The 21,742-nt window shown below is 65.6% G+C and carries 20 protein-coding genes, 1 tRNA gene and 1 other RNA gene; 11 read left to right on the forward strand and 11 right to left on the reverse strand.

The window, feature by feature from the left end:
• The first annotated feature begins 98 nt into the window (after positions 1–98).
• The 3 genes from CKV91_RS02905 to lysS all read left to right on the forward strand — a co-directional run bounded on the left by CKV91_RS02905 (position 99) and on the right by lysS (position 3,736).
• Positions 99–1,439, forward strand: coding sequence for an ABC transporter substrate-binding protein (locus CKV91_RS02905; protein WP_157738710.1), 1,341 nt, complete (start codon positions 99–101; stop codon positions 1,437–1,439).
• Positions 1,440–1,448: 9 nt separating this feature from the next.
• A complete protein-coding gene (locus CKV91_RS02910; protein ID WP_065861005.1) occupies positions 1,449–2,111 on the forward strand; it encodes an HAD-IA family hydrolase in 663 nt (220 codons plus the stop codon).
• A 137-nt stretch (positions 2,112–2,248) separates the two neighbouring features.
• A complete protein-coding gene (lysS, locus tag CKV91_RS02915; protein ID WP_036957618.1) occupies positions 2,249–3,736 on the forward strand; it encodes a lysine--tRNA ligase in 1,488 nt (495 codons plus the stop codon).
• Positions 3,737–3,867: 131 nt separating this feature from the next.
• Here lysS and CKV91_RS02920 read toward each other — a convergent pair whose 3' ends face one another.
• The gene (locus CKV91_RS02920; protein WP_021105906.1) at positions 3,868–4,149 is read right to left on the reverse strand and encodes a cell division protein CrgA; all 282 of its coding nucleotides are present in this window, start codon (positions 4,147–4,149) and stop codon (positions 3,868–3,870) included.
• Positions 4,150–4,359: 210 nt separating this feature from the next.
• Here CKV91_RS02920 and CKV91_RS02925 point away from each other — a divergent pair, with 210 nt between their 5' ends.
• Entirely contained in the window at positions 4,360–5,235 is an 876-nt protein-coding gene (locus tag CKV91_RS02925) for a DUF881 domain-containing protein (RefSeq protein ID WP_081659107.1), read from the forward strand.
• 183 nt (positions 5,236–5,418) lie between these two features.
• Here the strand turns inward: CKV91_RS02925 and pknB are convergent, their stop codons facing one another.
• Complete coding sequence (pknB, locus tag CKV91_RS02930) at positions 5,419–7,323, reverse strand: Stk1 family PASTA domain-containing Ser/Thr kinase (RefSeq protein WP_021105904.1); 1,905 nt, start codon at positions 7,321–7,323, stop codon at positions 5,419–5,421.
• Positions 7,324–7,365: 42 nt separating this feature from the next.
• Here pknB and CKV91_RS09330 point away from each other — a divergent pair, with 42 nt between their 5' ends.
• Positions 7,366–7,506 (forward strand): hypothetical protein, encoded by a 141-nt coding sequence (locus tag CKV91_RS09330; RefSeq protein WP_155942631.1) that lies wholly within the window; start codon positions 7,366–7,368, stop codon positions 7,504–7,506.
• Here the strand turns inward: CKV91_RS09330 and CKV91_RS02935 are convergent.
• From CKV91_RS02935 to CKV91_RS02965, 7 genes are all read right to left on the reverse strand, one after another.
• The gene (locus tag CKV91_RS02935; RefSeq protein ID WP_021103809.1) at positions 7,499–8,926 is read right to left on the reverse strand and encodes a peptidoglycan D,D-transpeptidase FtsI family protein; all 1,428 of its coding nucleotides are present in this window, start codon (positions 8,924–8,926) and stop codon (positions 7,499–7,501) included. The two genes, CKV91_RS09330 and CKV91_RS02935, sit on opposite strands and share 8 nt — an antisense overlap.
• On the reverse strand, positions 8,923–10,290 hold the full coding sequence (locus CKV91_RS02940) for an FtsW/RodA/SpoVE family cell cycle protein (RefSeq protein WP_095140948.1): 1,368 nt from the start codon (positions 10,288–10,290) through the stop codon (positions 8,923–8,925). Before CKV91_RS02940 ends, CKV91_RS02935 begins: the two co-directional genes overlap by 4 nt.
• Positions 10,287–11,693 (reverse strand): PP2C family protein-serine/threonine phosphatase, encoded by a 1,407-nt coding sequence (locus tag CKV91_RS02945; protein ID WP_036957611.1) that lies wholly within the window; start codon positions 11,691–11,693, stop codon positions 10,287–10,289. The genes CKV91_RS02940 and CKV91_RS02945 overlap by 4 nt, the downstream gene beginning before the upstream one ends.
• A 2-nt stretch (positions 11,694–11,695) precedes the next feature.
• Positions 11,696–12,190, reverse strand: coding sequence for an FHA domain-containing protein FhaB/FipA (locus CKV91_RS02950; protein WP_021103812.1), 495 nt, complete (start codon positions 12,188–12,190; stop codon positions 11,696–11,698).
• A gap of 3 nt (positions 12,191–12,193) precedes the next feature.
• Positions 12,194–12,880: an FhaA domain-containing protein gene (locus CKV91_RS02955; protein WP_021103813.1), complete on the reverse strand. Its 687-nt coding sequence runs from the start codon at positions 12,878–12,880 to the stop codon at positions 12,194–12,196.
• Positions 12,881–13,182: 302 nt separating this feature from the next.
• Positions 13,183–14,178 (reverse strand): dTDP-glucose 4,6-dehydratase, encoded by a 996-nt coding sequence (gene rfbB, locus CKV91_RS02960; protein ID WP_036957610.1) that lies wholly within the window; start codon positions 14,176–14,178, stop codon positions 13,183–13,185.
• 205 nt (positions 14,179–14,383) lie between these two features.
• A tRNA-Ser gene (locus tag CKV91_RS02965) sits at positions 14,384–14,471 on the reverse strand.
• 158 nt (positions 14,472–14,629) lie between these two features.
• On the opposite strand from CKV91_RS02965, the gene CKV91_RS02970 reads away from it, so the two are divergent.
• A complete protein-coding gene (locus CKV91_RS02970; RefSeq protein ID WP_021103815.1) occupies positions 14,630–14,896 on the forward strand; it encodes a ribbon-helix-helix domain-containing protein in 267 nt (88 codons plus the stop codon).
• A gap of 96 nt (positions 14,897–14,992) precedes the next feature.
• On the opposite strand, the gene CKV91_RS02975 is transcribed toward CKV91_RS02970, so the two are convergent.
• Positions 14,993–15,361 (reverse strand): RNA-binding S4 domain-containing protein, encoded by a 369-nt coding sequence (locus CKV91_RS02975; protein WP_065861007.1) that lies wholly within the window; start codon positions 15,359–15,361, stop codon positions 14,993–14,995.
• Positions 15,362–15,639: 278 nt separating this feature from the next.
• On the opposite strand from CKV91_RS02975, the gene ffs reads away from it, so the two are divergent.
• The 5 genes from ffs (at position 15,640) to recR (ending at position 20,788) form a co-directional block, all read left to right on the forward strand.
• Positions 15,640–15,736, forward strand: an RNA gene (gene ffs / locus CKV91_RS02980) — signal recognition particle sRNA small type.
• Positions 15,737–15,946: 210 nt separating this feature from the next.
• On the forward strand, positions 15,947–16,297 hold the full coding sequence (locus tag CKV91_RS02985) for a hypothetical protein (protein ID WP_021103817.1): 351 nt from the start codon (positions 15,947–15,949) through the stop codon (positions 16,295–16,297).
• Positions 16,298–16,330: 33 nt separating this feature from the next.
• Positions 16,331–19,585 (forward strand): DNA polymerase III subunit gamma and tau, encoded by a 3,255-nt coding sequence (locus tag CKV91_RS02990; protein WP_095140949.1) that lies wholly within the window; start codon positions 16,331–16,333, stop codon positions 19,583–19,585.
• Between the two features lie 125 nt (positions 19,586–19,710).
• Complete coding sequence (locus CKV91_RS02995; RefSeq protein ID WP_021103819.1) at positions 19,711–20,040, forward strand: YbaB/EbfC family nucleoid-associated protein; 330 nt, start codon at positions 19,711–19,713, stop codon at positions 20,038–20,040.
• Between the two features lie 142 nt (positions 20,041–20,182).
• Complete coding sequence (recR, locus tag CKV91_RS03000; protein ID WP_021103820.1) at positions 20,183–20,788, forward strand: recombination mediator RecR; 606 nt, start codon at positions 20,183–20,185, stop codon at positions 20,786–20,788.
• On the opposite strand, the gene CKV91_RS03005 is transcribed toward recR, so the two are convergent.
• Positions 20,736–21,458 (reverse strand): MFS transporter, encoded by a 723-nt coding sequence (locus CKV91_RS03005; RefSeq protein ID WP_065860832.1) that lies wholly within the window; start codon positions 21,456–21,458, stop codon positions 20,736–20,738. The genes recR and CKV91_RS03005 overlap by 53 nt on opposite strands.
• Positions 21,459–21,742 lie beyond the last annotated feature (284 nt).

A 21,742-nucleotide genomic window follows, 5' to 3' on the forward strand; every position in this document is an offset into this window, starting at 1 on the left:
AATACGATGGCCACGCGATCGGCCGACCGGGCGATCCTGCGCACCGAGGAACCCCACGCGTTAGGGTTCTGGTGTCGATGCCGCAGGGGCATCGAGACGTGACGAACGAGCCATCGTGGGGCTGGAAGGCAGGCAATGACATGGCGCAGCCAGGGCGACGGACGGTGCTGTCCCTGCTGGCGGCATCCGCTGCAGCGACGGCCTGCGCTCCCCGTGCCCGGGACCGTTCCGCCTCCGGTGAGGATCACCGCGTACGGGTGTGGCACGAGCTGCCACCCAACGAGCAGGCACGATCCATGACACAGATGGCGTTCGACTTCGGACGCCGCCGCCCGGCCTCGGCCATCACCATCCATGAATCGATGGTCGGGCCGGGGTACCTTGCCCAGCTCCGCAAGGCGATCGACACCGCCGATGCCCCCAGCCTGGCCCAACTTCCCGACATCCTCGTCCCGCAGTTCGCCCAGGAGGGCATCCTGGGCGATGTCACCGGTTTTGCCGAGCAGTACCGTGACATCTTCGATCGTGGTCCGATGTCCCACATCACCTACCTGGATCGTATCCAGGGACTGCCCCTGGACTCCTCGCCCCTGGTGCTGTTCTACGACGTCGAGGCCTGGGACAGTGCTGGGGTTGCCGTGCCGACGACGTGGGACGATCTGCTCAAGGTGGGCACGACACTTGCCAGACGGGGCAGGTACATCACCGACTTCCCGGTCAACGACATCGCCTGGTTCGCCGCGATCTGTGATGCCACCGGTACCCCGTGGTTCCGGGTCGCCGATGACGGTGACTGGCAGATCAACATCGACTCCGCGCAGGTTGCTGCGCTGGCACTGACGTGGCAGAAACTCGTACGTGACGCAGGCCTGCCGCTCAGCCACGGATTCGCCACCCCTCAGATCGCTCAGCTGTTGGGTTCCGGGGCACTCGTCGGGCACATCGGTGCCCCACGCGACATACCGGCACTCGTGTCCGGGCTGTCCCGGCGCCCCAGCTCGCGGCAACACGACTGGGCGGTGGCCCAGTTGCCCAACCCCACCGGGCAGTCCGAACGCATCGTCTCCTACGGCGGCAGCTCGTGGGCCGTCTTCAAGGACTGTCCGAGCGTCACCGACGCGTTGGCCTTCGCTGCCACGTGCAGCAGGAATGCCGAGCTGCTCGTGCCCCGCGGACTCATGCCGGCTACCAATGTCGACAAGCTCGTCACCCCGCAGGCCTGGCAGTTCGTCGGGTCCGACGTCGTTGCCCAGTTGTCCGACCTGGGGGCCAGAATCACCCGTGACTCGGCGAGATCACCGGCCTGGCAGGCCACCTGTGAGGCCTTCGCCCCGATCACTCGCGCCTGGACTGGGAACGCTCCCGTCTCGACGATGCTGCCGGCCGTTGCCGACGCAGCAGCTCGTCAGACCGAACGGTACGGACTGCGGGTTCGGTAAGCTGGGGGCATGTCTGCCGCAGATCTGGCCCAGTGGGTGTCGCGTCGATTCCAGGCCGTCCTGTTCGACTTCGACGGCACCCTCGTCAACTCGACCAGTGCGGTGGAGCGTTCCTGGCGACAGTGGGTGCACGAGTTCGGGGTCGAGGCTGCTGCCCTGCGACACGGTGTGCCCGTCATCGAGACCGTCAACGCCGTCATCGGCCCCGATCGACGCCCCGAGGCCCTGGCGCGCATCCGTGAGCTCGAGCTGGGCGCCACCGACGGTATCGTCCTGGCCCCCGGTGGGTGGGACGCCCTGGCGGGGCTGGACGATCACACGTGTGCCATCGTCACCTCCTGTGACCGCGATCTCTTCGAGAAACGCTGTGGTTTGTTCGAGGGGCTGACCGTTCCCTCGGTGACGATCACCCGTACCGACGTCGAGCACGGCAAGCCGGATCCCGAGCCGTGGCTTGCTGCAGCCGAGCGGTTGCACGTCGATCCGCGAGAATGCCTCGTCGTGGAGGACTCCGAGGCTGGTCTCGTCTCGGGCAAGGCGGCTGGATGTGCCACCTTGGGGCTCCTCACGACCTTGCCCATCGAGCGGATCCACGCCGACGTCGTCGTGCCAGACCTCTCCCAAGTGCAGTTCGTACGTGACGAGACGGGGGTCATGGTGCGTCCGAGGTGACGTCGGGGCGCCTCGCCTGAGGCATGGCCGTGACCGGCTGGCTGGTTGACCGACTCGCTGGGTAGTCTTGTCTGGTGACTGACGATCAGCAGACTGGTGAAAACACTCCACAGACGTCCCCTGAGGTCTCCGAGCAGATGCAGGTGCGTCTCGACAAGCGCGCTCGCATCATCGACGAGGGTGGGCAGGCCTACCCGGTCGACCTGTTGCGCGATCACACCCTCAAACAGATCCGTGAGAAGTACACCGACGAGGCTGGTGAGCTCACCCTCGAGGTCGGTGAGGAGGTTCCCGACGACGTCGTCACCATCGGTGGACGTGTCATGTTCCTGCGCAACACCGGCAAGCTCTGCTTCACCAGCCTGCAGGACGGCTTCACCGAGTCGTCCAACGGGGAACGCCTCCAGGTGATGCTGTCCAAGGCCCTCGTCGGTGAGCAGGCCCTGGCCGCCTGGAAGTCCGACGTGGACCTGGGCGACTTCGTGTGGGTCAAGGGATTCGTCGCCCGATCTCGCCGCGGGGAACTCTCGGTGATGGCCACCGAGTGGAAGATGGCCTCCAAGGCACTGCGTCCCCTGCCCACCCTGCACAAGGAGCTCGGTGAGGAGACCCGTGTACGGCGTCGCTACGCCGACCTGGTGGCCCGTGAGGAGGCTCGTCAGATGGTGCGGGTGCGTGCCGCCATCACCCGGGCCATCCGTACCACCTTGGACGAGCTGGGCTTTCTGGAGATCGAGACACCGATCCTGCAGCTGGTGCATGGTGGCGCGGCTGCCCGCCCGTTCAACACGCACCTCAACGCCTTCGACATCGGCATGAGCCTGCGCATCGCCCTGGAGCTCTACCTCAAGCGGGCAATGGTCGGTGGCATGGATCGCGTCTACGAGATGGGGCGGGTGTTCCGCAACGAGGGCATCGACTCCAACCACTCCGCCGAGTTCACCATGCTCGAGGCCTACATGAGCTGGGGCAACCAGTTCACCATCGCCGAGGTGATCCAGCAGATCATCGTGCGTGCTGCCGATGCGCTGGGCGGGCGTCAGATCCAGACCGAGCAGGGCGTCATCGATCTGGACGGGCAGTGGGAGTGGGTGCACGTCCATCCCGAGCTGTCCAGGCGTCTGGGACGTGAGATCACCCTGGACACTCCCGTCGAGGAGCTGCGTGCCATCGCCGCCGAGCACGACGTCGAGATCGATCCGGCATGGGAGGCCGGCAAGATCGTCATGGAACTCTTCGGCGAGATCGTCGAGCCGACCCTCATCCAGCCGACCTTCGTGTGTGACTACCCGGCCATCGCCCAGCCGCTGGCTCGCCCGCACCGCGACGACCCGCGCATGGTGGAGGCCTGGGACCTCATCATTGGTGGCATGGAGCGGGGCACCGGATTCTCCGAGCTCGTCGACCCGGTGATCCAGCGCACGGTGCTCACCGAACAGTCCCTGGCAGCAGCTGCCGGCGACCCGGAGGCCATGGAGCTCGACGAGGACTTCCTCGAGGCCCTGGAGTTCGGCTGCCCACCCATGGGTGGGCTGGGGCTTGGTGTGGACCGGCTCGTCATGCTCTTCACCGACGCCGGTATCCGCGAGACGATCCTGTTCCCCCTGCTCAAACCAGAACGGTGAGCTGCTGCGGTGGCGTCGTGGTACGCCACCGCACGCGAACCCGTGGCGTGCGAGCACTGTGCCCGGACGTCACGGGCAACTGGGGACCAGGTGCAGGGCTGGTCACATCCACGTGGCCAGCCCTGGTCCGATTACTTCCAGAACGTTGCAACGACGAACGATGCGGCCATGCAACCGATGCCGACCAGCATGTTCCAGTTGCCCATGGCCTTCATGAACGGGATGTACGCGCCGCCGATGTAGTAGACGACGAGCCACAGCACCCCGAACAGGCCCAGCGGCACGAAGACCCACGGCACCCAGGAGCGATCGACGGGAGCCGCCTTCTTCCTGGCTTCGGCCTCACGCTCCTTGTCGTGCTGCTTGGCCTGGGCCTTCTTCTTGGCAGAGGGACGAACCTTCGATTCCGGCACGGCACTGCTCCTAGAATGTGAGATCGACGTTGTGGTAGGGATAGCCTAGTTGACGGTTCGACGGCGCAGGTAATCGTCCACGCCCATCAGACACTGCAGACGACACAGCACAGCTGCTGACAGACCGGCAACTACAGTTGAGTCGTTGGCGCACGGCGGTTGGTTGGGGCCGCACCCTAAGGAACTGATGGACTGATGGAAGGCAAGATCATGGCTGACGACCATGACGAGCATCCCGGGACTGAGCGTCCTGCTTCTCGAAGTTCACGCCCAGAGACGGTTGCCTCGAGTTCCAGGGCTGTTCCGCGGCCGGGGCGCAACGTTGACGAGGACCCAGATGCCGATCCCTCCTCGGATCACGGGTCCAGCCCGCACACCAAACGCAGACGTCGCGGCGCGTCGATTCTCGTTGTGTGCCTGGCTGGATTCATGATGACGACGGCCGCCATCAATTCCCGCGGCCAGGATCTGCGCCCCGACACCAACTCCTCGATGACCGACATCGTGCGCAAACAGGCGCACCGCAACTCCGACCTGCAGACCGAGGCCAATGGCCTGCGCAGCGAGGTGGAGAAACTGTCGCGGGAGAAACAGGGAGCCCCTTCTGCCGATCCCACTGCCAGCGCCGTGGCAGCACCGGCAGGTCTGCAACCCGTCAAGGGTCCTGCGATCGAGGTCGTCCTCTCCGATGCACCACTGTCCGTCGAGGCCGATGGGGTCGATGCGAACATGCTCGTCGTGCACCAGCAGGACATCCAGGCTGTGGTCAATGCGTTGTGGTCGGGTGGTGCCGAGGCGATGACCATCCAGGGTCAGCGTGTCACCGCCATGACTGCGGTGAAATGCGTGGGCAACACCGTCGTCCTGCACGGGGTGCCCTACGCCCCGCCGTACCACATCCAGGCGATCGGCGATCTGGAGTCGCTGCACCAGGCCTTGGACGAGTCGGAGTCGGTGCGCATCTACCAAGAGTACGTCGACGCCTACCAGCTGGGGTGGAAGGTCAGGGACAAGCCCTCGGTGATCATGCCGCCCTTCGCAGGTCAGGCCACCACGGGTGTGGTCACCCCGCGACCCACGAGGTGAGCCAGCCGACGTGACGTGAGGATCGGCCGCGGCCAAGGACGACGAGTCAGATCCCCTCCCCACCGTCACGGGACGAGGAGCCCGGTCACCCGTGGTACCTGATTTCGTCAGGTTTGACGGGCACCCGTGAGCCCCTGCTCTCGTCAGGTTTGCCGGGAAAAGGGTAGGGCCACCGCCCTTGCCTCAGCGCTCGGTTGGATCGCCCTCCTCGCTGGGTTTGGTGGGTTCACTCGGCTGGTCGGTCTGGGAAGGCTGATCGGGCGTGGTGGGCTCGGTACTCCTGTCGGGTGTGCTCGGCTGCTCAGTGGGCTGGACGTTGTCGGACTGAGGCTTCGGGAAGTTCAGTGTGACCGTCTCGCCACGATTCAGGACGCTGCCGGCAGACGGTGACTGCGATTCCACCTTGTCGCTCCGTGAGGCATTCCCCGGGCTGGCGGCGACGGCGAAGCCAGCATCCTTGAGATTCGCCTCGGCCTGTGACCTCGGCTGACCCTTGACATCGGGGACGGTGGACTTCCCGGTGGCCAAGGTGAGTGTCACGGTCGTGCCGTCGTCGACCTTACTGCCCGGTGAGGGCCAGACATCGGTGACCGTTCCCAGTCTGGCGTCCGGGTCCTCGCTCTTGGGATCATCGTCCTGCACCTGGATCTCGCCATCACCGAATCCAGCATCCTTGAGGGCCTGGCGAGCGTCTCCCTCCTTGAGGCCAATGAGGTTTCCGGGGACTGTGTGCTGGCCAGGTCCGTCGTTGACGGTGATGGTCACCGTCGTCCCCATCGGGACCGACTTGCCAGCTTCTGGATTCTGCTTGAGCACCTGATTGGCGGTGTCCCTGTCGGACTTGGTGTGTTTCACCTCTGCGGTGAGACCGGCATTCTTCAGGGTCGAGATGGCACCGTCCTTGCTCAGTCCTTTGACGGCAGGAACCTTCACCATCTTCACCTGCGGTGTGGGGCTGGGAGCGGGAGGCCCGGAACGGTGCGCGTGCCACAGGGCGAATCCAGTACCGGCTGCGGCCAGCACCAGCACGATGGCCAGGATGATGGGCCATTTCTTGCGTGGTTTCGTCTCGTCTTCATTCGCCACATCGTCACCGACGGGCTCGCCAGGGGCGGCGTGGGCCGGCGTCGAGGTGAGGGCTCGGGTCGGCGACTCCTCGGCGGTGACGGCTGGAACCAGCAGGGTGGCCTGGTCGTCGGGGGAGGCGTCCTCATTGCTCTCGAGGAGAGCCTGCGGAGTCGCTCCGGTGAGGACCCGCTCCAGATCCTCACGCATCTGTGTGGCGGTGGGGTAGCGGTGCTCCGGATCCTTCGCCAAGGCCTTGAGCGTGACGGCGTCCATGGCAGGCGTCACCTCTGGGTCCAGGGTGGACGGCGGTGAGGGGACCTCACGGACGTGCTGGTAGGCCACCGACACCGGCGAGTCGCCGACGAAGGGAGGACGGCCCACCAGCAGCTCGTAGAGCAGACACCCGGTGGCGTAGATGTCGGCGCGATTGTCGACGGTCTCACCACGAGCCTGTTCCGGGGAAAGGTACTGGGCGGTGCCGATGACAGCTGCCGTCTGGGTCATCGTCGCCGAGGTGTCTGCCACCGCTCGAGCGATACCGAAGTCCATGACCTTGATCGACCCGTTGCGGGTGAGCATGACGTTGGCAGGTTTGATGTCGCGGTGGACGATGCCGGCTGCATGGGAGTACGCCAAGGCGTTGAGCACCCCCACGCAGAACTCCAGGGCACGTTCGGGTAGGATCTTGCGACCGTCCCGCAGCACCTCACGCAGGGTGTGGCCCTCCACCAGCTCCATGACGATGTAGGGCACCGGCATGTGGGTGGTCGGATCGGTGGTCTCGCCGGTGTCGTAGACGGCCACGATGTTCGGGTGGTTCAACCCGGCCGCCGACTGTGCCTCACGCTGGAACCTGGCCTGAAAGGTGGAATCACTGGCCAGATCGACGCGCAGGCGCTTGACGGCGACCAGACGCCCCAGCCGGTGGTCACGGGCCTGCCACACCTCGGCCATGCCGCCGCGACCAATGATGTCGAGTAGCTCGTAGCGATCACCGAGCCATGTCGTTGAATCACTCATGGGAGTACTCCTTCGCAGGGTTCACAGCAGGACGCCGCGTTCGTGCGGACGGGACTGCTGGTGAGGATGTGCCACCTGTTGGTGATGGTTGGCATGTTCGTCCTGGCATTCGCCCCAGTACTTCCGGGCGTCCTGCCAGTGCCGATCACCGTGGTGAGGAACGGTGCCGCGTCGATCATCTGAGGGCCTCGATCACGTCGCGAGCAATGGGGGCACCGAGACGTCCGCCGGCAATCTCGGAGCGCTCCGTGTTGGACGACTCGACGAACACCGCCACGGCAACCTTCGGTTTGTCGGACCAGCCGACGAACCAGGCGTAGGGCGGCTTGTCCGGGGAGGTCTGTGCCGTACCGGTCTTGCCACCCACCGTGACGCCGCTGATCCGGGCATTCCGGCCCGTGCCGTTGTTGACGACCGAGACCATCATCTGCTGCAGCTGTTTCGCGGACTCGCGCGTCATCGGGGTCGACATCGGGGTGTCCTTGTGGGTCCACACCGTCTGCAGGTTCGCTGCTCGCACGGACTTGGTGAGGTAGGGCTCCATGAGTACCCCGTCGTTGGCGATTCCTGCGGCCACCATTGCCATCTGCAGCGGGGAGGCGGCGACGTCGTACTGTCCGATGGAGCTCAGCGCGAGCTGGGCGTCGTTGAGCTTGGTGGGGAACTTCGAGGTGGCCATCGAGATGTCGGAGTCGGGCCTGGAGCCGAAACCAAATTTGCTGGCCTGGTCGGCGAGGGTGCGCTCGGAGAGCCCCACGCCGAGCTTGGCGAAGGCAGTGTTGCACGAGATCTCCAGGGCATGGGTGAGGGTGATGTTCTCACCGCCACAGTTGATCTCGTTGGTCAGGGAATTGGTGGTGCTCGGCAGGGTGTACGCCCGGGGAGAGCTCACCTTGGAGTCTGGTCGGTAACCGTGCTGCAGGGCAGCGGCGGCTGTGACGAGCTTGAAAGTGGACCCCGGCGGGTAGATCTCACGGCTGGCCCGGTTGGCCATCGGGTTGTCGGGATCATCCAACAGCCGCTTCCAACTCTGCTGGGAGGCCTTGAGGTCGTGGGTCGCCAGCAGGTTCGGGTCGAAGGACGGGTTGGAGGCCATCGCCAGCACGGCGCCGGTGGAGTAGTCGAGGGCGACGACGGCACCCTTCTTGCCGCGCAGACCTTCCCATGCTGCGTCCTGGGCACTGGCATTGACGGTCGTCAACAAGGAGCCGCCTTGCGGTTTGTGCCCGCCCAGGGTGCCGGTGAGGCGCGAGAGCCACTGGGCGTCCGAGGTGCCGGTCAGCTGTGGATTCTGGGTCTGCTCGAGCATGGTGCGCCCGTAGTAGTACGAGTAGTACCCGGTGATGGGGGCGTACTTCCTGCCGTGCGCGTAGGTGCGCTGGTAGTGGAACTTCCCGTCGGAGGCGACGGTACGAGCCACGGCCGTCGACCCGACGAGGATGTCACCGCGGTTCTGGGAGAACTCGGCGTCCCGCACTCGGGTGTTGCGGGAGTCGTTGTTGAGGTCGGACTGCCGGAACAGCGCAGCATAGGTGACGTTGATGGACAACGCGAGGAACATCAGCGCCGTGAACACGGCGACGGCGCGAATCGGACGGTTCATGCCTGCTCGCCCCCTCGTGGAGTCGGAATCATGATCTGGTCGACGGGACGACGTGCCTGATGACTGATGGTCATGAAGATCCCGATGATCACCCAGTTGGCGATGAGTGACGACCCGCCCTGGCTCATGAATGGGGTCGTCAGGCCGGTGAGGGGCAGCAACCTGGTCACACCGCCGATGATGGCGAAGACCTGCAGGGCGAAGACGAAGGCCAGCCCCGCGGCGAGCAGCGTCCCGAAACCGTCCCGGGAGGCCAGGGCGGCTCGCAGGCCACGAAAGACGAGCAGGGCGTACAGCACGATGATGGCGAGCAGCCCGGTGACGCCCAGTTCCTCGCCGATGGAGGACGAGATGAAGTCGCTCCACGAGAAGGTCACCAGGCCGGGACGTCCCAGCCCCCATCCGCGCCCAGCCAAGCCTCCCCAGGCCATGCCGTACTGGGCCTCGATGACCTGACGGTTCTTGTCGAAGTCGTCGAACGGGTGCAGCCAGGCATTGACACGAGTACCGACGTGCGGGGTGAGGGCGATGGCTCCCCACGCCCCGACGATCGCGGCGATGCCACCGAGCACCACCCAACCAGTCCTGCCGGTGGCCACGTAGAGCATGACGACGAACATGCCGAAGAACAGCATGCCGGTGCCGAGATCCCGCTCGAAGACGATGACAAGCATGGATGCGAGCCACACCACGGAGATGGGGCCGATGTCGCGCAGTCGCGGCAACTGGATTCCCAGCACCTTCCTGCCGGCCACCGAGAGCACGTCGCGTTTCTCCACGAGATACCCCGCGAATGCGACGGCCAGGACGACCTTTGCGATCTCGGCGGGCTGCAACGAGAACGGTCCGAGGTGCACCCAGATGCGCGATCCATTGATCTCCGTGCCGATCACCGGGACGATGGGCAGCAGGAGCAGCACGAGACCGACGAGGAACAGCACGTAGGGGATCTGCTGCAACTTCCGGTAGTCGCGCAGGACGGTCACCGTCAACGCCCACAGGATCATGCCGGCCAGGGTCCAGACGAGCTGGGCCTCGAAGCGATGCCGGGGTGGGGCTGCGATGAGGTCGATGCGGTGGATCATCGCCAGACCGAGCCCGTTGAGGGTGACGACGACCGGCAGGATGACTGGGTCGGCGTAGGGAATGGCGAACCTCGTGACGAGGTGACATGCCAGTACGACTGCCAGCCAACCTCCCACGATGACCTGCCAGTTGGTGGGTAGATCATCGTGGATGTTGAGCTCGGTGAGCAGGTAGCCACTCACCCCCAGCGCCCAGGCGAGGATGAGCAGTCCCAGCTGGCTCCAATGGCGTTTGGGCTGGACGATGATGGTCTGTTGCTCGTCGGTGGACACACTCACGGGCAGTCTCCTGCCTGCACCTGGGGCAGCTGGGCCTCGGAGGTCGGTGTGCTGCTGGCGGAGGGGGCAGCCGACGGGGCCATCGTTGCCGAGGCACTCGGCGAACCGGGCGGCGTTGCGGGTGCCGATGGTGTCGTGTTGGTCGAGCGGGCACGCTGGTCACGTACCGCCCGGCAGTACTGCTCGCCGATTCGCAGTTCCCCCAGTGTGGCTCGCCCGGACTCCACCGAGGGCACCTGGATGCTTGACTCGACACGATTGCGGTAGTCACGGGGCAGGTCGGCCACTCGGATGTCGGAATCCTCGACGACGGAATGCAGATCCATCCACAACAGCTTCTCGGGCACCCCTTGATAGATCGCCACGTTCTCACCACTGGTTCCCACGTAGTACTGCGACCTCAGGTAGGCCCGAGCGCCGAGAATCGTTGCGACGAGAACGGCGGCGATACACACGAGCACGACGAGCCAGGAGCGGAATCGTTGCCTGGCCGACTTCGCGATCGGGGCGTAGCGCATGGACTCCTCGGCCTCCGAGTCGAAGAGCACCTGGCGGCTGGGGTGATCTGCTGCATGCGCGGGACGCTCGGATGTCGTCGGGATCTCGGTGGTGCTCTCGTGACGTGGGATCCGTGTCGTGGCGGCAGCCCCGATGACCGTGCCCTCGACGGCGTCCAGCTCGTCATCCTGGGCGACGACGTCGGAGACGATGATGGTGATGTTGTCCTTGCCTCCGGCACGGTGTGCGGCGTCGACGAGGCGGGACAGGGCTTCGTTGGGATCTGGCCTTGTCAGCAGGCGCTTGATGGTCTCGTCGTCAACGAGACCACACAACCCGTCGGAGCAGAACAGCAACCGGTCACCCCGGCGCACGTCGACCAGACTGGCGTCGGGGGAGTGCTGGGCCTGTCCGTTGAGCACCTTGAGCAGCAGCGAACGGTGCGGGTGCACCGCAGCCTCCTGCGGGGTGATGCGGCCCTCGTCGATGAGGGACTGCACCCAGGAGTGGTCGTGGGTGAGACGACTCAGCTGGCCGTTGCGCAGCAGGTAGGCGCGTGAGTCACCGATGTGCACCAGGCCGAGCTGGGTTCCGGAGAACATGGCCCCGCAGAAGGTCGTACCCATGCCATCGAGGCTCGCGTCCCAGGCGACGAGGTCGGCGAGGTCATCGTTGGCTGCCGCCACGGCCCCGGCAAGGGTCGTGAGCATGTCCTCACCCTCACGGTGGGCATCGGCGGCACTGATGTGGTCGATGGCCACGGTGGAGGCCAGGTCGCCGGCGGCGGCACCGCCCATGCCGTCGGCCACCGCCAGCATCGTGGCGGAGACGTAACCCGAGTCCTGGTTGTTCTTGCGGACCAGCCCAATCTCGCTGTGGCTGCGTGTGTTGAGGGAGAAAGTCATCGTCACCGCTGGCCCCGAACCACCATCACGGTTCGACCGATACGGACCTCGTCATCCACGTCGAGACGGGTGAGCTCCTCGATGTTCTGCCCATTGACGTAGGTGCCGTTGGTGGAGGTGAGGTCCTCGACGAACCAGAGTCCATCGAATCCTTGGCTGATCTCGGCATGCTCGGTGGAGGCGTAGTCGTCCTCGATGACGAGGGTGGAACCCCCGCCACGGCCGATGACGATCGTGTCGATGAGCGGAATCTCCAGGCCGGCCTGGTCACCGGACATGATCTGCAGGGTGGCGGGTTGGGCGGCCTTCCTGCGGCCCAACCGGTGTCGGCGGCGACCAGTGGAGGTTGCGGCCGGGGTGCCGACGTGTCCTTCGGTGCCGCGCGCCACGCTGTGGCCAAAGATGTCGGTCCTGATGACGTTGACGGCGAGGAGGATGAACGCCCACAACACTGCCAGATAGGCGATACGCAACACGCCGATGAGGAACTCACTCATGTATCACATTCCCGTCGGGGCGTGGACGAGCATGCGAGTGGAACCAATCTCGATGCGCGATCCGTCGTGCAGTTCTGTCGTGCTCACCCGGACTCCGTCGACGATGATGCCGTTGGTCGATCCCAGATCCTCGATGGACACCCCCACGCCGTCGTCGGTGGGCCACACGTGCAGGCGGGCATGCATCCGTGACACTCCTGGATCGTTGAGCCGCAGGTCTGCCTCGGTGCCACGTCCGATGAACAGTCCGGGTGGGGTGAGGGGATGACGCACCCCGTTGACCTCCAGGACGAGCCGTCCCGAACTGGGGCGGGTGGCCTGGGCACGAGGGCCGGAGTCCACCTCGAAACGACCGATTCCCAACTCCTCGTCCAAGTCGTAGTCGACGCGGATCGGCCCGTTGAAGACGTAGCGGCGCTCGGTGGCGTGATCCCTCAGCTGGGGGATGATCTCGCCATTGAGTGTCTTGGTGTAGGGGGCCAGGCGCTCGTAGTCCTGAGGTGACAGGCGTACCGTGAACTCATTGGGGACGAGCCGGCGGCCCTTGGACAACAGCTTGGCGTGGGAATCGAGCTCGCGTTGCAGTCGAGCGGCAATCTCGACGGGCTCCACCTCGGACTTGGATATTCGGGAGAACAGGTTGTCGGAGACCCTTTCGAGGTCCACGTTGAACTTGTCCAAGATACCCACGAGTCCCCCTCTCCAGGCCCTGCGAGATGCGCTTGTCAGGTTGCAGAACGCACCCTGGTCACAGCGAGTCTACCCAGTGCCCACGGAAAAAAGGAGCACGACAGCGCGTCAACGGCACACAGAAGCGCTGGAAAGTCTGTGACAAGGCCACATGTTACGCGATGAGACCTCAGGTGTCTTGCTGGCGCTGCGGGCGGACGGGTGCGGAGCCTTGTAAAGCGCCGATCGGTTCCCTGGTGGTGTCCCCCTGGGAACAGTCGTGGTGGGGCACGATCGCCGTCAGGGTCATTCTCGCCCGGGAGTCATTGCCCGGTTCGTGCGTAGCTGGCTTCGGTGGCTGCCTTGTCGGGGCGCCACCAGGCCTCGTTGGCTCGGTACCAGTCGATCGTGTCCGCGAGTCCGGCGCGCAGATCGGTGTACTGCGGGTGCCAGCCCAACTCCTCGCGTGTTCGTGTGCAGTCCAGGGCGTATCGCAGGTCGTGACCGGGCCGGTCCGCGACGAGGTCGTAGTCGTCCATCGGATGCCCCATGAGGTCGAGGATGAGATGGACGACCTCCAGGTTGGATGCCTGGTTCTCGGCGCTGACGAGGTACGTCTGTCCGACTCGTCCGTGGTGCAGGATCGTCCAGATGGCCCGGATATGATCGGTGACGTGGATCCAGTCGCGTATGTGCCGACCGTCGCCGTAGAGCTTGGGGCGGTGCCCGTCGAGGATGGTGGTGATCTGGCGTGCGATGAACTTCTCGACATGTTGACGTGGCCCGTAGTTGTTCGTGCAACACGATGTGGTCGCGGCCACCCCGAAGGAACGCACCCAGGCTCGCACCAGATGGTCGGCGCTGGCCTTGGATGCCGAGTAGGGAGATGACGGGCGGTACGGCGCGTCGGCCGTGACTGGTGGGTCCGTCATTCCCAGTGGCCCGAACACCTCGTCGGTGGAGACCTGGTGGAATCGCACGTGATGGCGTCGAACCGCCTCCAACACGGTGTAGGTGCCCATGATGTTGGTCGTGAGGAAGGGTTCGGGATTGCGCAGCGAGTTGTCGTTGTGGGACTCCGCTGCGAAATTGACGACAGCGTCTGCCTTGCCCACGAGGTCGTCCACCAGACTTGCGTCGGTGATGCTGCCGGGAACCACCGTGCAGCGATCACCGGGCAGGCCGGTGAGGGAACGCGGGTTGGCTGCGTAGGTCATGGCGTCCAGGACGATGACTCGGACATCCGTGTGCTGGATCACCCAGTGCACGAAGTTGCTGCCGATGAATCCGGCCCCACCGGTGACCACGAGCGACTCCATGACCACAAGGCTATGGGCTGCCGGACGCGGGGCTGGAAGGTGGGGTGGCGAGGGCGAGAGTCTCGAAGGTGGAGGTGGAGCTGGGGTGTGGGCATGGTGCTCTGTCCGGTATCGGTGCTCCCGCGAGCTGTGTCCTGGCTCGGTGTCGGAACGAGCGGGGCAGTCCCGCGAAAAAGCCCACCTGACCAATGGTCAAGTGGGCTGGTGGCGGAGGATACGAGATTCGAACTCGTGAGGGCGTGAACCCAACCCGCTTTCCAAGCGAGCGCCATAGGCCTCTAGGCGAATCCTCCGCGAGACATCATACGGGTGAACGGACGATGACGCCAATCAGACATTTCGGTTCGAGCGTCCCAAGGGTCGTTGGGTTGGTGTTCGATGATGAGCGGGTGCTGGTCATACATGCGATGCGGTTGCGTCGGGCGACATTGGAGCGTGTGAGGAGGGCACGATGAGTGAGTACGGAACGGTGGGTGGTGTCCCGGTCGGCGATGAGGACATCGAGGCGATGGTGGCCAATGCCGAGGCGGGGTTTCCAGATGTGACGATGAGTCGAACTCATCCTGGGCGTCCGTCAATGGGTGACGGGCCAGCTCGTACGGTTGCGGTGCGACTGGATCCAGAACTCGATGCTGCGTTGAGGACTCGGCAGCGCGTGAGCGGTCAGACCACCTCGCAGCTCATCCGGGACGCCCTCAGCGCCTACCTTGCCGCTTGAGACGGCATGATGTCGAGCAGGGGCACTGCTGCCTGTGGCGGTCCGTCGTGAGAGCAATTCCAGGTGGGTACGGGGCAACTGACAATCCCTCCCTGTTCAGCCCTGTCGGTTCGAGCGTCCCATGAGGTCGTCGATCTTGCGGCGGTCGCGTTTCGTGGGTCGGCCAGCGCCCCGGTCACGTCTGGCAACCGGGGCATTGAGATATGCCGGACGGGGGAGTGAGAGATCCTCCATGGCCAGGGCGGCGTCCTTGGCCCCGACTCGTTTGGAGATCGGCTGAACCACTTTGAGCACCCGATCCCAACCGGGGGTACGGATGGTGACGACATCTCCGGGGTGCACCTCATGGGCGGGTTTGACCGGGGCGTCGTTGAGCCGTACGTGGCCGCCCTTGATGGCGGCAGTGGCCATGGAGCGCGTCTTGAAGGCTCGAACGGACCACAGCCACGCGTCGATGCGAGTCATTGTTCAATGATGCAAGGGGGGCGACCCTCGTGCAAACCCTTCGAGGCTTGCTGGGGACGGCTCCACAGACCCCAGCCCCTCGAGTGCAGATGAGGTGAACCCCGTCACAGCTCGGGTGCGAGATTTCCCGTGGCCGCCAGTCCGAGCTGTGGTGCTCTGGGCTTCTCGGGGGTGGTGTCGATTCCTGCGGCGTCTTTCGAGCAAGCCGTCTGGGCTGCTGTGGAATCCAAACGCTGCGGTGGGTTTGGCGAGGGTTGGGTGGCGCTCTAGTATGGATGCAAGGTTCTCCGCGCGGCGGCACCTGACCGAACTCCCCCAGGGCCGAGAGGCAGCAAGGGTAGGTTGGCTCTACCGGGTGCGCGGGGAGCCCCTTTTCGTTTTCAAGGGGCTTTCCTGATGACCGGGCTCCTTGTCGCCCCGCGAGTGCCTGCGCGTCTCGAGATCTCTGATTCTCCTGGTCAGCACTGTGTGCGAGGTGCACTGGGCACGAAGCAGGTCGTGTCGTAGTCTCGTTCCTGGCAGGCCGGGCAGTGCCCAACCGGTGCAAGCGTGCGGCAGCAGGATCGTCACAGTCAGGGGGTGTGCATGCCCAGTCGGATCATCACGACGGATCGGGCCGGACGGATCTGGAACCGGATCACATGGTGCTGTCTACTGATTTTCGTGCTCTCCGGACTCGTCGCGATGCTCGTCCAGACGACCTTGCCAGCCAATCTGGGGTATCCACAGCTGCACTCACCCGGGGTCCCGGACTCCGTCACCTACACGGTCATCGCCTGCGAGATCGCAGCCTTCCTCGTCCCGGCACTGCTTGCGACGTCATGCGGTCGCAAGGCCAGCCGGCTGGGGTATTCCGCACGCGGTGCCGTCCTCATCGCATGGGCCGTTTTCGCGGTGGTGACGCTTCTCGTCGTCGTTCTGAGCTTCGTCTCCTGAGAACTGTCTCACCAGTCAACTAGGCTTCAGTGCGTGGACGAGGATTACCAGGCCAGCAACGATCGTGATGCCGACGAGTGGTACGACCAGGACGGCCCCGACCTGTTCGGTCAGGACGAGCCGCCCCGGGACGAGCTGCGCAATTCCGGCTCCACTGATCAGACGGATTCCCAGACGAGCGCAGCGGAGCCGGAACAGGATGCCGATGCGACGGCCGAGGAACCGACCCAGCCGGATGACGTCCTTGCCGGGCCGGAGTCCCCTGCCGAGCCTGACGGTCTGGACACCGACGAGCAGGACGATCCCTTCGACCCCCGCGTGGTCGATCGAGTCGCCGAACTCACCGAGCCGGCGGGCGTGACCGGCGACGATGCCCCCGACCCCAGTGACCCACCCGGGGGATCCGGCGCGTCCCCCGCCCCGGGGGGCACCGTCGAATCACGAGACACGTCGGTGCAGAACCCGCCACTGGCCCTCTACCGGCGCTACCGCCCGGACACCTTCGACGAGGTCATCGGGCAGGAGCACGTCACCGAACCGTTGAAGCGTGCTATTGTCAACGGACGCGTCAACCATGCCTACCTGTTCTCCGGGCCGCGTGGCTGTGGCAAGACGACGAGTGCCCGCATCCTCGCCCGCTGCCTCAACTGTGAGCAGGGGCCGACCCCGTACCCGTGCGGTGAGTGCCAGTCGTGCCGCGACCTGGCGCGTGGCGGCCCAGGCTCCATCGACGTCATCGAGATCGACGCGGCCTCCCACGGCGGCGTCGACGAGGCTCGTGACCTGCGGGAACGCGCATTCTTCGCCCCGGTGCGCTCCCGCTACAAGATCTACATCATCGACGAGGCCCACATGGTCACCACCCAGGGCTTCAATGCGATGCTCAAGCTCGTCGAGGAACCCCCGCCGCACGTGAAGTTCATCTTCGCCACGACGGAGCCGGAGAAGGTCATCGGCACGATCCGCTCCCGGACCCACCACTACCCGTTCCGGCTGGTGCCCCCGGCGACCTTGGTGAACTACCTGGAGACGCTGTGCGACAAGGAGGGCATCGCCGTCGACCATGCCGTGCTGCCGATGGTGGTGCGGGCCGGTGGTGGATCGGTACGTGACTCGCTCTCGGTGCTCGACCAGTTGCTGGGCGGGGCCGACGAGGACGGCGTCTCCTACGAACTGGCGGCTGCCCTGCTCGGCTACACCCCCGACGCCCTGCTGGACCAGGTGGTCGATGCGTTCGCCGCTGGTGATGCCCACGAGGTCTTCGCCACCATCGACAAGGTCATGGACATGGGGCAGGACCCGCGCCGGTTCGCCGAGGACCTGCTGCGTCGGATGCGTGACCTGGTGATCCTCGCTGCCGTACCCGATGCGGTGAACAACAGACTCATCGACGTCTCCCCGGAGCAGGGGGAGCGACTCGCCCACCAGACGGCTGCGATGGGGGCGGGGGAACTCACCCGAGCCGCCGAGGTGCTGGCGACCGGGCTCACCCAGATGAGGGGGACGACTGCTCCCCGGCTGCACCTGGAGCTCATGTGCTCCCGCATCCTGCTGCCGGACGCCGACACCGACGAACGTGGGGTGCACGCGCGTCTGGACCGTCTGGAACGACGGGTGGGGATCGTCGGTGCCGGTGCTGCCGGCTCCGGGGACCTTGTCGAGGCCGAGTCGTCGCATGACGAGACCGCCCAGCACCAGCGGTGGCCGAGCGGTGAACGCCCAGCGCGTCCGGGCCGTCCGGCCAGTGCCCCGCAGGGTGCCGATCCTGGTCGGGGCGAGTCCACGGCAGATGGCGGGCCAGCTCCGGCAACTGCCCGACAGGGCAGTCAGTCCGGTGCACGGACGATGCCCTCCTCCGACCCGGCCGAGAGACCGCGTCGCCCCCGACCGGGACGCGCGGACTACCGTCCCGGCACCGACACGACAGCTCCGCAGGAGCCCCAGACACCGTCGCAGGGCATGACAGGGCAGGCCGGTTCACGGGAAGACCCGCGGGCTGCGCAGTCCCAGACACCTGCCCAGTCCTCAACTCCCGAGCAGTCCCAGGCCCCGATGCAGCAGAGGTCCGCCTCAGAACCTCCCATGCGCGGACGACCGCCCCATCAGCAGCCTTCCGAGACTGCCTCGTCGGGGGCCCGACCGGCTGATCCGTCGGCATCCGCTGGTCCTGCCGTGCCATCCGCTGGCCCCACCGCCGAGCGGCCCGACGGGGTGGACGTCACCATGCTGCGCGACGCCTGGCCACGCATCATCGAGGTGTTCCGATCCGAGTACAGCCGCTACATGAGCGTCGTGCTCAACCAGTACGCGCAGATTCTCGGGGTCAACGGCAATCAGGCGACCCTGGGATTCTCCAACCCCGGTGCGCGAGACAGTTATCTGCACGGTGACCATGCCAAGCATCTGCATGACGTCGTCGCCCAACTGCTCGGTGTCGACGTGGATTTCGTCCCGGTGACCGGTGACGTCCAAACGTTGGCCCATCGTGGCCATGACGAGCGTCGCAACAGGCCGGACGGCCCCCGGCCAGGATCAGCAGGTGCTCCCGGCAGGGGAACCCCCGATGCACGGAGTCGGGCGACCGGGGCGAACCCCCATCCGCAGAGCTCCCAGACACGCCAAACGGGTCCCGCTGGTGGCCCCCCAGCTGCCGACGACGATTCCACGCATGGTGCCGATGACGCCGACGACATCCACCGAGGTGCGCAGAGCTCCCAGCCGGACGTCTCCCCGGCGACGAACAACTCTGCGGAGCCACCGGACGCTTCCTCGCAGAGCCGGGCAGACACGTCGGACGACGAGAACTCCTCGGCGCACACGAGCTCGGTGGACGAGGCTGCCGACGTCCCGGAGCCGGGCCAGGCACCGTCGCCGCATCCGGTGCAGACACCTGCCGAGGTGTACCCGGAATCGGCGCGGTCCCGCTTCCTGGACCCCGCACGGCGACGTCTGACGTCGCAGCCCACCCCCCGCGGTGCCGCCTCCGGCCCGGACGAGGCTGCTGGCCGGGCCCATCGGTTCGACGCTCCTGCACCCGGGCAGACGAGACCCACTGCCTATGACGCCTCCGGCCAGGCCAGCGGGACGGGTGGGCACCCGCATGGTGATTTCGACCGGCATGTACCATCGGAGCCTCCAGCCGACGACATGCCCCCCGACGACATGTGGGAGCTGGCCGACTCCGGTGACGGTGAGATCCTGGACTCCTCGGGGGAATCGGCCATCGAACTCATCACCACGGAACTTGGCGGGGTCGTCCTCACCGATGAACGGGGGTCCGCCTCCTGAGGTTGCACGGCAATCGGCCGTGACGAACCACCACCAATCGATCGTCACCACCCCCATTGGGCCCAGGAAGACATCGCTCCTCGCGGTGTCAGTCCCCTTTTCGAACAACACTGAAAGGATCCATCATGACGACACCCAACGGCGGTTTCGACCTGTCCAACGTGGACATGAACGGGTTGCTCGCCCAAGCCCAGGCCATGCAGGCCCAACTCGCCCAGGCCCAGCAGCAGCTGGAGTCCACCACCTTTGACGGTTCGGCGGGCGGCGGACTCGTCAAAGCCGTCGTCACCGGTACCGGAGAACTCACCGGGCTCACGATCGACCCGCAGACCGTCGATCCCGACGACACCGACACCCTGGCCGACCTGGTCATTGCTGCCGTCCATGACGCCAGCGGCAAGGCTGCGGCAGCCCAGCAGGCCATGACACCCAAGATTCCGGGAATGGGACTCTGATCGTCTCGGTTGTCAGTCTCGGAGTGCATGGCCGGCACACCCGGCACCGAACCTGACTGGATCATCACCTGCCAGGTGGTGTGAGGTGGTAGCACTGAACCACGGTCATCGGCCGTGCCACAGTGATCGAGGAGGAGACCACATGTACGACGGTCCGCTTCAGGACCTCATCGATGCCCTGGCGCAACTGCCGGGCATCGGTCCCAAGGGTGCCCAGCGCATCGCCTTCCACGTCCTGGATGCTCCGGACGAGGAGGTCGGCGCGCTGGCGGATGCGTTGCGTGAGGTCAAGGAGAAGGCCCGGTTCTGTGACATCTGCTTCAACGTCTCCTCCGACGAGGAGTGTCAGTACTGCCGCGACCCGCGCAGGGACCAGACGGTGATCTGTGTCGTCGAGGAGTCCAAGGACGTCGTCGCCGTCGAGCGCACCCGCGAGTACCGCGGCCTGTACCACGTCCTTGGTGGTGCCATCTCGCCGTTGGATGGCAAGGGCCCGTCCGATCTGCACATTCGCGAACTCATGCAGCGACTGGCCGATGGCACCGTCACCGAGGTCATTCTGGCCACCAACCCCAATCTGGAAGGTGAGGCGACGGCCACCTACCTCTCCCGGCTCATCGCGCCGATGGGGGTGGCGGTCTCGCGTCTGGCCTCCGGGCTCCCCGTCGGCAGTGATCTGGAGTACGCCGACGAGGTCACCCTGGGACGTGCCTTCGAGGGGCGGCGGCACGTCGAGGCCAACGCCTGACCGGTCGCTGATCGATCAGACTCAGGCTGTCATCGCCTCTGTGGATGTGTCGGTCCGGGGGCGCCGCTGTGACTGGCTGGAACGCCGGGGTGGCCATCAGGATCAGCGCTGCCCCTGCCGGCAGGCAGACCAGCGCCCAACGCAGCGAGACGGTGTCGCCCAGCAGGCCGATGAGCACGGGGTGGATCATGAAACCCAACCTTCTGCTCCACGTCGCCACCGTGAGGCCGGACCCAGCCGCCAGTCCCGGGGTGGAGTTGACATTGTCCATGGCGATGTCGGTGAGTGCGTCGAAGACGTTCATGACGATCATCGCCACGAACACCCATGCGGTGTGTGGTGCGCGGGCCAGCAGGAGGAGGCAGGTCGTCGAGAGGATCTGGGGCCACAGGGCAATGGTGCGCGAACCATGTCGGCGTATGAGGTGAGCTGCGGACAACCCCAGGGTCAGCCCACCGAGTGGCCCGAGTCCCACGGCGAGTCCCCATGTCGTCCGGGACGCGTCAAGATCGGCCTTGATCTGCGGATGGCGCGGTATCAGTGAGGCGAATGTCATCCCATTGACGGTGAACATGAGCAGGGTGCCGATGCGGGCACGTCGGGCCTGCGGGGAGGGGGTATGGCGGTGTGGTTCCGATGGGGCCGTGGCGTCCTCAGAGGGTGGGGCCATGGAACTCCTCGCGGTCATGACGCCACCATGGCTATCGCGCTGCCCGCGACTGTGGCATCTCTCCCGGTGCAGACGCTGCATGGCAGCGGGCCCCACAGAGACACACAGAGATTCAGGGACACACAGAAATTCTCAGGGAAAACACAGGAAAGCACACAGAACTGTGAAGTTTCTCGCTTGAAACCACTGGTCACAAGGACATCTCCTGTGTGGTCCTGGCAAAGGAGGGGGTGGTGGTGTTCGGCGATATGCCGTGAGATACCCTTGGGAGCAAGAAATGGCTG

The organism is Cutibacterium granulosum (assembly GCF_900186975.1).
GTDB lineage: Bacteria > Actinomycetota > Actinomycetes > Propionibacteriales > Propionibacteriaceae > Cutibacterium > Cutibacterium granulosum.

Excerpts from the sequence above, each read along its gene's own strand:
- CKV91_RS02910 (WP_065861005.1), top strand. The coding sequence starts at position 1,449 with ATGTCTGCCGCAGATCTGGCCCAGTGGGTGTCGCGTCGATTCCAGGCC.
- lysS (WP_036957618.1), top strand. The coding sequence starts at position 2,249 with ATGCAGGTGCGTCTCGACAAGCGCGCTCGCATCATCGACGAGGGTGGG.
- CKV91_RS02925 (WP_081659107.1), top strand. The coding sequence starts at position 4,360 with ATGGCTGACGACCATGACGAGCATCCCGGGACTGAGCGTCCTGCTTCT.
- pknB (WP_021105904.1), bottom strand. The coding sequence starts at position 7,323 with ATGAGTGATTCAACGACATGGCTCGGTGATCGCTACGAGCTACTCGAC.
- CKV91_RS02935 (WP_021103809.1), bottom strand. The coding sequence starts at position 8,926 with ATGAACCGTCCGATTCGCGCCGTCGCCGTGTTCACGGCGCTGATGTTC.
- CKV91_RS02945 (WP_036957611.1), bottom strand. The coding sequence starts at position 11,693 with ATGACTTTCTCCCTCAACACACGCAGCCACAGCGAGATTGGGCTGGTC.
- CKV91_RS02950 (WP_021103812.1), bottom strand. The coding sequence starts at position 12,190 with ATGAGTGAGTTCCTCATCGGCGTGTTGCGTATCGCCTATCTGGCAGTG.
- rfbB (WP_036957610.1), bottom strand. The coding sequence starts at position 14,178 with ATGGAGTCGCTCGTGGTCACCGGTGGGGCCGGATTCATCGGCAGCAAC.
- CKV91_RS02970 (WP_021103815.1), top strand. The coding sequence starts at position 14,630 with ATGAGTGAGTACGGAACGGTGGGTGGTGTCCCGGTCGGCGATGAGGAC.
- CKV91_RS02975 (WP_065861007.1), bottom strand. The coding sequence starts at position 15,361 with ATGACTCGCATCGACGCGTGGCTGTGGTCCGTTCGAGCCTTCAAGACG.
- CKV91_RS02985 (WP_021103817.1), top strand. The coding sequence starts at position 15,947 with ATGCCCAGTCGGATCATCACGACGGATCGGGCCGGACGGATCTGGAAC.
- CKV91_RS02995 (WP_021103819.1), top strand. The coding sequence starts at position 19,711 with ATGACGACACCCAACGGCGGTTTCGACCTGTCCAACGTGGACATGAAC.
- recR (WP_021103820.1), top strand. The coding sequence starts at position 20,183 with ATGTACGACGGTCCGCTTCAGGACCTCATCGATGCCCTGGCGCAACTG.
- CKV91_RS03005 (WP_065860832.1), bottom strand. The coding sequence starts at position 21,458 with ATGGCCCCACCCTCTGAGGACGCCACGGCCCCATCGGAACCACACCGC.